7 protein-coding genes and 3 pseudogenes are annotated in these 8,547 nt (G+C 42.8%); 5 read left to right on the top strand and 5 right to left on the bottom strand.

The features are described from left to right. Positions 1 to 200: 200 nt before the first annotated feature. A complete protein-coding gene (locus ACOV1R_RS15195; RefSeq protein WP_041153663.1) occupies positions 201 to 1,868 on the bottom strand; it encodes a glycoside hydrolase family 13 protein in 1,668 nt (555 codons plus the stop codon). Between the two features lie 145 nt (positions 1,869 to 2,013). Then, entirely contained in the window at positions 2,014 to 3,405 is a 1,392-nt protein-coding gene (locus ACOV1R_RS15190; RefSeq protein WP_041153662.1) for an SLC45 family MFS transporter, read from the bottom strand. Between the two features lie 449 nt (positions 3,406 to 3,854). On the opposite strand from ACOV1R_RS15190, the gene ACOV1R_RS15185 reads away from it, so the two are divergent. Then, positions 3,855 to 4,841, top strand: a complete 987-nt coding sequence (locus ACOV1R_RS15185; protein WP_020923903.1) for a LacI family DNA-binding transcriptional regulator — start codon at positions 3,855 to 3,857, stop codon at positions 4,839 to 4,841. Positions 4,842 to 4,992: 151 nt separating this feature from the next. On the opposite strand, the pseudogene ACOV1R_RS15180 reads toward ACOV1R_RS15185, so the two are convergent. Further along, positions 4,993 to 5,265 (bottom strand): annotated as a pseudogene (locus ACOV1R_RS15180) (transposase); the annotation flags it as partial. Positions 5,266 to 5,283: 18 nt separating this feature from the next. Here ACOV1R_RS15180 and ACOV1R_RS15175 point away from each other — a divergent pair. From ACOV1R_RS15175 to ACOV1R_RS15165, 3 genes and pseudogenes are all read left to right on the top strand, one after another. Next, positions 5,284 to 5,692 (top strand): annotated as a pseudogene (locus ACOV1R_RS15175) (replication initiator protein A); the annotation flags it as partial. A gap of 154 nt (positions 5,693 to 5,846) precedes the next feature. Next, the gene (locus tag ACOV1R_RS15170; RefSeq protein ID WP_071665502.1) at positions 5,847 to 6,044 is read left to right on the top strand and encodes a hypothetical protein; all 198 of its coding nucleotides are present in this window, start codon (positions 5,847 to 5,849) and stop codon (positions 6,042 to 6,044) included. 50 nt (positions 6,045 to 6,094) lie between these two features. Then, on the top strand, positions 6,095 to 6,916 hold the full coding sequence (locus ACOV1R_RS15165) for a Fic family protein (protein WP_071665501.1): 822 nt from the start codon (positions 6,095 to 6,097) through the stop codon (positions 6,914 to 6,916). Here ACOV1R_RS15165 and ACOV1R_RS15160 read toward each other — a convergent pair. Together ACOV1R_RS15160 and ACOV1R_RS15155 are read right to left on the bottom strand one after the other, a co-directional pair. Continuing rightward, positions 6,906 to 7,184 (bottom strand): hypothetical protein, encoded by a 279-nt coding sequence (locus tag ACOV1R_RS15160; protein ID WP_071665500.1) that lies wholly within the window; start codon positions 7,182 to 7,184, stop codon positions 6,906 to 6,908. The genes ACOV1R_RS15165 and ACOV1R_RS15160 overlap by 11 nt on opposite strands. A gap of 22 nt (positions 7,185 to 7,206) precedes the next feature. After that, complete coding sequence (locus tag ACOV1R_RS15155; RefSeq protein WP_071665499.1) at positions 7,207 to 7,434, bottom strand: hypothetical protein; 228 nt, start codon at positions 7,432 to 7,434, stop codon at positions 7,207 to 7,209. 252 nt (positions 7,435 to 7,686) lie between these two features. On the opposite strand from ACOV1R_RS15155, the pseudogene mobQ reads away from it, so the two are divergent. Beyond that, positions 7,687 to 8,547: pseudogene (gene mobQ, locus ACOV1R_RS15150) on the top strand (MobQ family relaxase); the annotation flags it as partial.

Below are 8,547 nucleotides of genomic sequence, written 5' to 3'. Positions count from 1 at the left end.
TGTGAGACGTTTACAGTTTGTACGTCTGTAATTACACCTAGCATACCTAAAATGGTCAGAACCGTGTTAATGGTAGATTGCAAATAATCACTAACCAAAATATTATGCCGATAGATCAATGTATTGCCGCAGTTAAACAAAGCAAAAAAGAGTCTCCTCATCAGTTGAGAAGACTCTTTATGCCCGAATATATTATGATCCTAGTTAAATACATAGACCTTACTTTCATAAGGGCGTAATTCCGTGCCTTGATCATCATCGTAATTGCTGATGACGAGTTTGTCAGCTTTCCCCTGATCATAATCACGGGTCACCGTGTTGGCAGTGAAGTTACTGATTACCAGCAACGTCTTGCTTTGATAATGACGCCGGTAAGCAAAGACTTCTGCATCGTCAGGATCAATTTCATCATAGGTTCCAAACTTAACCAAGTCGGAATCATGCCGGAGTTGGATTAACTTCTGATAGTGGTAAAAGACGGAATCTTTATCTTCCAACACAGCTTTGGCATTGATTTCCTTATAAGTTGGATTCAAGGCGAACCACGGCTTCACGTCCGAGAAACCAGCGTTCTTGCCGGCGTCCCATGGCATTGGCGTGCGGGCGTTATCCCGGGAAATGTTGGCTAAATACTTCAGCATGGTTGGCCCATCCACCAGCTTCTTTTCCTCGACCAACTCGCGGTAGGCGTTGATTGATTCGAGATCTTCGTATTGATCAATGCTGGTGTAGTGCACATTGGCCATGCCAAGTTCTTCACCTTCAAAGACAAATGGCGTTCCTTGCATCATGTGAAGGGTAGTACCCAGCATTTTGGCGGCGCGAACCCGGTACTTTGGATCATCGTTGGCGAAGCGAGAAACTGCCCGGGGTTGATCGTGGTTGTTCCAGTAGAGACTGTTCCACCCCTTGCCATCTAAGGCTTTTTGCCAACGGGAAAGCGCGGTCTTCAACTCTGGTAACTTGACCGGCTGATCGTTCCATTTGCCCAAGCGCTTGTCTGGATTGGGTTCCAAAGCAACGTGTTGGAACTGGAAGACCATGTTCAGTTCATGGCTGTCGAGGCCAGTGTAGCTGATGGCATCTTCGGGCTTTGAACTCGGCATTTCACCAACTGTCATGACATCGTAGTGGGAAAGCACCTTGTCGTTCATTTCGTGGAGGTAGTCGTTTAACTTAGGCCCATCGGCAACCAGACCTTCCGTGAGTGGGTAGGTGCCGGGGTCAGGTGCATCGGGAAGGCCTTCAGGTTTGGAGATCAGGTTGATGACGTCCATTCTAAAGCCATCAATCCCTTTATCCAACCAGAATCGCATGATGTTCCAAACGGATTCCCGAACGGCTGGGTTTTCCCAATTCAAATCGGGTTGACCAGGGGCAAACAAGTGTAGGTAGTACTGGCCTCGTTCCGGAACGTATGTCCAGGCACTGCCACCAAAGGCTGCGTGCCAGTTGTTGGGTTCATGACCATCAACTGGATCGCGCCACATGTAGTAGTCGGCGTACTTGTTATCCTTGGATTGTTTGCTTTCTTGGAACCAGCGGTGTTGATCGGAAGTGTGGTTAACCACGAGGTCCATTAGTAACTTCAATCCGTGGGCGTGAACCTCCTTCAATAATTCGTCGAAATCGGTCATCGTGCCATATTCCGGTAAGATCTTCTCGTAATCGGCAATATCGTAGCCGTTATCTTTGAGCGGGGACTGATAAATTGGGTTCAACCAAAGGACGTCAACTCCGAGCTTCTTTAAATAAGGCAGGCGCTTGATGATTCCATGAAGATCACCAATCCCATCATTGTTACTGTCCTGAAAACTTTGTGGATAAATCTGATAAATTACGGCATTTTGCCACCATTTGTGGGTCATATTGAATTCTCCTCTTTTTTTAGTGAGCGGAGTCAGGCGGTTAGAAACTGGAATATAAGTCTCCATGGGCAGAAATTCGTGGGCTTGGAATTTTTGCCCATGGTGCTTATAGGGAAGCTTCTGCCTGACGTTTCTGTCCTATTTATTATAGTTTAACTGGTTCACTCAATTTTGAGTGAATAAAGCGAACTGAAAATGCAGCGATTACTAATGAAACACCACCAACCAAAAACATTGCTGGCATTGAGTGGCCAACCATTGGGAAGATGAAGAAGCTGCAAAGGGATGCGGCAATTTGGGGCAAGCAGATTGCACAGTTGAAGAGTCCCAGGTAAGCCCCTTCATTTTCACCGTTCAAAGCCTCTGTTAAGAGTGAGAATGGTTGGGTGTTCATGGTGATATAAGTGATCCCGATCAGGCAGAATGGCAAAACGAGCAACCATTTGCTGTGGATGAAGAAGATCAGGATGAAGCCAAGGGCACCAGCAAGCAAACCAAAGACGTACCATGCTTTTCGGTGTTCTGGCTTAGTTCGGGCTTGCACTAACAATCCAAAGATAACGGAAGCAACGGCTTGGATGCAGGTAAGCACGCCGTACCAATTACCAGCGGCTTGATAACCGGCTGATGATGGGTTGGAAGTGTGCCAAACGTTCAAAGAAATGGCACCGGCAGCGTAGGTCCAAGAGTAGAGAATGGCAAACCAGGTAAAGAATTGAACAACTGAGATTTCCCAGAAGACCCGGGGTGCTTTCTTGGTTAATTTCCAAAGACTAGGCTGCTTCTTTTGCTTGGTTAAGTCAATGTTATGATATAAAGCATATTCTTCTGGATTGTATTCGTGAACCTTGGCAATCGTGTAGAACGAGGTCAGCAACAGAACGGCTGCGGCCAGGTAGTAAGCTAATTTAACGGTGATTGGCACTTCACCTTTTTGAGCGACGTTTGAAAGGCCGATGAAGGCGAGGAAGAATGGCACCAGGCTGGCGAGAACCCCGCCAAGGTTGGAGAAGGACTGCTGCCAAGACCAGGCCATATCTTTTTGATCTTCATTGACCATGTCGCCGATGACCATCTTGAATGGCTGCATACAAACATTGGATGAAAGGTCCATGAATAAGGTGGCGATAGCGGCAAACCACAGTGCAGCCGCCGAACCATAACCAAATCCAAATGAACCGGCGTTAGGAAGTAATACCAAAACAATTGCTGCGACGGGTGCGCCAATAAATAAATACGGCATGCGTCTTCCAAAACGGGTCCAAGTGCGGTCAGAGTACTTACCAATTAATGGCTGAATAACCATTCCGGCCAGCGGTGGCAAGATGAAGAAAAAGCCTAAGTTATTCGGGTTGGCGCCAATGGTTTGAAAAATTCGCCCCATTTGTGATTGTTGAAGTGAGAACGCCATGTTAACCCCGAAAAAGCCAAACGTCATTGCAAAAATCGTGCTTACTTTCAAACTTGGCAAATGGGAGGCAAAACTTTTAGGTTCAGTCTCAACGTCCCCACTACCAGTTTTTGCTTTTGCGTCCATAATGATTCCTCCTAAAAAATAAGTGAGCGGAGTAAAGCGGTTAGAAGCTGGAGCCTAAGTCTCCTTCTGCTTTACGGAGCTGTTTTAATAAAAGTGAGCGGAGTAAAGCACTTAGAAACCAGAATCTAAATCTCTTTTTTCGAAAGCTCCTACTTCAGGAATTTTTGAAAAAGATGCTTAGATAGATATTTCGCTTTACACAGCCGTCCTACGTGAACGCCCCAGCAACTTGGCCAATAAATATATTGCAAGGAAACGTTTACAGCGATTATAATATCACTGAAAGAAAACGTTTGCAAACGTTTCACATCAACACCACAAACGTTTGTGTTTTACTAAAAATTTAGGCGTCGTTTACTGTGTTAAAATGAGATGAACATCGTAAAGCGCTTAACATTAATGATTCTAGTGAAACTTATCAATATACATAAAAGAGAGGTGGCGCAATCATGGCGGTCACAATTAAAGATATTGCTAAACAAGCAGGGGTCTCTCCTGCCACTGTTTCAAGAGTACTGTCTGGTCAGGCAGCATTTTACTCAGAGAAGACAGCAAAAAAGGTAAAAAAAACAGCCAAAAAACTTGGCTATCAAAAAAATACGGCTGCCGTTGAATTGGTTACCCGCCGTAGCAAGGTGATTGCGGTCATTGTGAGCTCAACCAAGACGAACTTTTCCGACCAGATCATTGATGGGATTCAGCAAGAGGCCGGTGAGCATGATTTGAATGTGATTATTTTATATGCCGGCGAAAAAGATCCCCAGATGGAACGAAAAGCTTTGGAAACCGTGATTGAACGGTCGGTAATGGGTATTTTGTTGGTCGCCGTTAACCTTAATTCGGTTAATGAGAACCTGTTAGTCAATGCCAATATTCCATACCAGTTCCTATCAATCACCCTTAAAAATCGAAAATTACCGTTCATTACCTCGGATGATTTTCAGATCGGCTATCAAGCTACCAAGTATTTGATTGATAAGGGTCATTCCAAAATTGGATTTGCGGCAGCGGATTTAGACTCTGTGACTGGTCAGTTAAGATTGGATGGGTATCATCAGGCCATGGCTGATAATGGGTTGCAATTGAATTCGGCCTGGGTTTGCGGCGGTGACTTTGCTTATGAAGACGGCGTTAATGCGATGAAACAATATGGCCGTGAGCCGGAGGTGACAGCGGTGATCGCATCCAGTGATTTGGCCGCAATCGGCGTGATGAATCAGGCACAGGATTATGGATTGAAAATCCCAGCTGATTTAGCTGTGATGAGTGTTGATGGGACGAAACTTTGCAGCATCGTGCGGCCGCAATTAACCAGTGTCACTCAGGAATTCTTCGAGATGGGTGTTCGGGGGATGCAGCAGATTATTAGTCAACCGACAAAGGCCGCCAAATCAGCTTTTACCCCATTTAAAATTATTGCTAGGCAGAGTGTCTAGGACAGCTCCTCCAGGCAGCAACCTGCACGTAAGCACCACAAGCAAAAATTCCAAAATCGGGAATTCCTCCTTGCGGCGACTTACGGTCCGGTTACTAATCGCCTGGATCTGCTCACTTATTTTTAGGAAGGAGTGGCATCTAAGAAGCTGTCTAAAATCTCTTAAGTAATAGTGCTAAAAACGCTAAAACGACCATTTGCAGACTGGTGGTTAATTGACGCTCACAATTTTTCCAAAGTCGCCGACAATTCTCTAGCCAACTAAAAGATCGTTCGACTACCCAACGTTGGGGCATGACTTCGAATCGATGCAACTCATTGTGCTTCGCAACCTGCACGGTTGCGTTTAAATTACTGGCTACATCGAGCTGAAAATTAACGCCTGAATAACCACCATCAACTAAGACATTTTGAACCTGGCGTAAATGCATGGCATGTAAAGCGATCATTTAAATCATGCTAATGACTTCTTAACTGATGAAGACAGTGGCTTACCGGTTTTCTTAGAACCCGAAGCTGTGCAACTACTTAGTTTTTGGTGCCGTACCCCGCAACAGATGCGTCGCTTCATTGGCATTATCTTAAATGCTAAGTACCGAGTTGAAAAGGATCATCAAGATATTGGGGTTCTAATCCCCGCTTGACGACGAAGAACTAAAACCTTTGATGACTAAAGCCTTGAGACGCTACTTTAACGCCCTAAGAAGCAATGAAAAGCACATCAAGAACGTGGAAAACTACTTATACGGCACCATGCAAAACCTATTTGGCGTTTGGTGGAATAAACAAGCGGCTAGAGAATATGCGGCCAAACACCCCAAAGAACAGAACACTGACAATGAGCGTTCTTGAAATTAAACGTCATATGGACTCATTTAAGCCGTTTTTAGTGTTACATGCATAATTATATTAAAACTGCTTTAAAATCGCTTAGAAGTAAAAATAGGTGCCTTAAGTGGCCGAATTGACGATAGCTGAGCTAGAAAACGGGATAGGAGCTTTTTAAATGACCAAACCCAGCAAAGAAATCGAAACAATTGATCAAATGTTGGCTGACCCCTGGGCAGTCAATATTCAAGGCATTTGGGAACAAGCAGCACATAATCCAGACCCTGATAAGCGCAAGTTGTTTGACGCGTTACACACTTACCTCTTAGATAAACGGCAAGAAAAAATTATCAACGAAAAGCATTTTGTGATTTAACATGGACGAGTCAATGAATCAGTGGTTGGAATGAAAAGGAGGTACAAAATATGACTAAGACACAAGCATATATGGACAAGTATCAATTTACAGTTGCAGAAAACAAACGGTTTGCTCGAACAAATTTTACCAAGCTAGTGCACACTAATGCCCGCTTTGAAGGCGTAAATACCACTTTGCCGCAAACACAAACCATTATGGACGGCATGAGTGTGGCAGGCGTTCCTGTTGAAGATATTTTGACAATTGTTAACTTAAAGCGTGGGTGGCAATATATCACTGATCAAAATGCCCCTTTAACGTTAACCATGGAAAAACAAATTAACAAGATTGTGGCCGCGGAAGACGCCTTAATACCAGGAGAATTACGGCAAGGAAAAGGAGGAGTTGATTTAGGCAGTGAAGACTTTTTTGAACCACCCTTAATTAACGAAAAACAAGAACAATCCTTTTTACAAAAAATTTTGGCTGATCCGCAAACAACGACCACTGATAAAGCATTGACTGTTATGTATCATAATATGCGCCAACAAATCTTTTGGGACGGGAACAAAAGGACGGCGACTTTAAGTGCTAATAAAATTATGATTGACGGTGGTGCAGGCTTAATCAATGTGCCGTTAGATAAGTGGGATCAATGGAACGAACTAATTGCCAATTATTATCGAAATAATGACATGGCTAAAATTAAACGGTGGACATATGACAATGGCATTCAGGGATTACAAATTAGAGCAAACTTAGAGCTTAAATCAGTTGAAAACGAAATTGGTAAAAGAATCCAAGAACAATTAAAAGATTTTGCGGATCAAAACCCAGAAATTAAGCCAAAAAATGATCCAGAAAATAAAAACGATCGGCCTAGTTATTAGGTTGATCGTTTTTGAGCTTATTCGGTTTATGGGCATTAACGTAATTGGCAAATATTTTTAAAAGTTCTTCGGTTTGTTCGACCGATAGGTTATCAGCTTGAAAGTATTTTTCGAGCAAATCCCCTTTTTGAATTAATCGGCGAGAACGGGCTTTGCGGGCTTGCCGATTTTCGTAGTATTTAGATTGCCGTAATTTAAAATTTTCTCGCTCAATTTTTTGTTTTAAACGCGCTTGCTGATCGACTAGTTTTTCATATTGATTAGACATGGAATTTCCCCATCTCGTATGGCTAATGATCTACGGACTTTACCTTTAAAAATTCAGAAAATTGCTTGGCTAAAAGCTTAATCTGATCGTTAGACAAATTAGCATAATCTAAATTGGCTTGACTGATGATTTGTTTACCTAGCCGTTGTTCAATCTTATTTTTTTCGTCCTTAATTTTTTGATTAAGGGCTTTTAATTTAGCTTCTTGTTTTTCTAAGTTACTTTTAGACATAACGATTCCTCCAATCATATTAGAAATAATCACCGAAACTATATCATATAGGAAACGTTAAGTCAAAGTATAGAAGTTGAAATAGCGAAGCGGAAGGCATACACTAAATTAAAGTTAAGATAATCAGAAGACCGAGTGAAACGAGGCCAATGCGCACTTACACCCCACTAAATTCTTGTGGGGTAAATCGTGCTAAAATCCTGTATTAGAAGTCGCCGATGGCGACAACAAAGTCAAAACCCATAGAATCAAAGGAAGGCAGTGACAGACATGGCAATATTCCACATGAGTTTTAGTAATATTAGTGCTGGTAAAGGACGAAGTGCGATTGCCAGTGCCGCTTATCGAAGTGGTGAAAAGCTATTTGATGATAAGGAAGGTCGCCACTATTTCTATGCCCGATCGATCATGCCAGAAAGCTTTATTTTGACGCCAAAAAATTCACCNGAAGTGGTGAAAAGCTATTTGATGATAAGGAAGGTCGCCACTATTTCTATGCCCGATCGATCATGCCAGAAAGCTTTATTTTGACGCCAAAAAATTCACCTGAATGGGCGAGTGATCGAGAGCAGTTGTGGAATGAAGTTGAAAAGAAAGATCGTAAATCAAACTCACGGTATGCAAAAGAGTTTAACGTGGCTTTACCGGTAGAATTAAGTGAATCCGAACAGAAAGAATTACTGACAAAATATGTGCAAGAAAATTTTGTCGATGAGGGCATGGTAGCCGACGTGGCAATTCATCGCGACCACCCAGATAATCCGCACGCTCATGTGATGTTAACTAATCGGCCGTTTAATTCAGATGGAACATGGGGAATTAAGAGTAAAAAGCAATATATTTTAGATGATAATGGCAACAAAACATATACCGGAACTAGCAAGTACCCTAAGAGTAGAAAGATACTGATGGTCGATTGGGATAAAAAAGAAAAAATAACTGAATGGCGGCACAATTGGGCGGCAAGTGTAAATCAAGCTTTAGAGCAAAAAAACATTCCTGATCGAATCAGTGAAAAATCATTTGTGGAACAGGGAATAGCTGATACACCAATGCAACACGAGGGAATCAATAGCAAACGGCATGAAAGAAAGGCATTTAATCAACAAGTTAAGAACTATCGTAAGTCCA

The organism is Lactiplantibacillus sp. YT640 (assembly GCF_049745435.1).
Lineage (GTDB): Bacteria > Bacillota > Bacilli > Lactobacillales > Lactobacillaceae > Lactiplantibacillus > Lactiplantibacillus plantarum.
The sequence above is the reverse complement of the archived record's forward strand: the minus strand, read 5'-3'. Positions and strand labels throughout refer to the sequence as shown.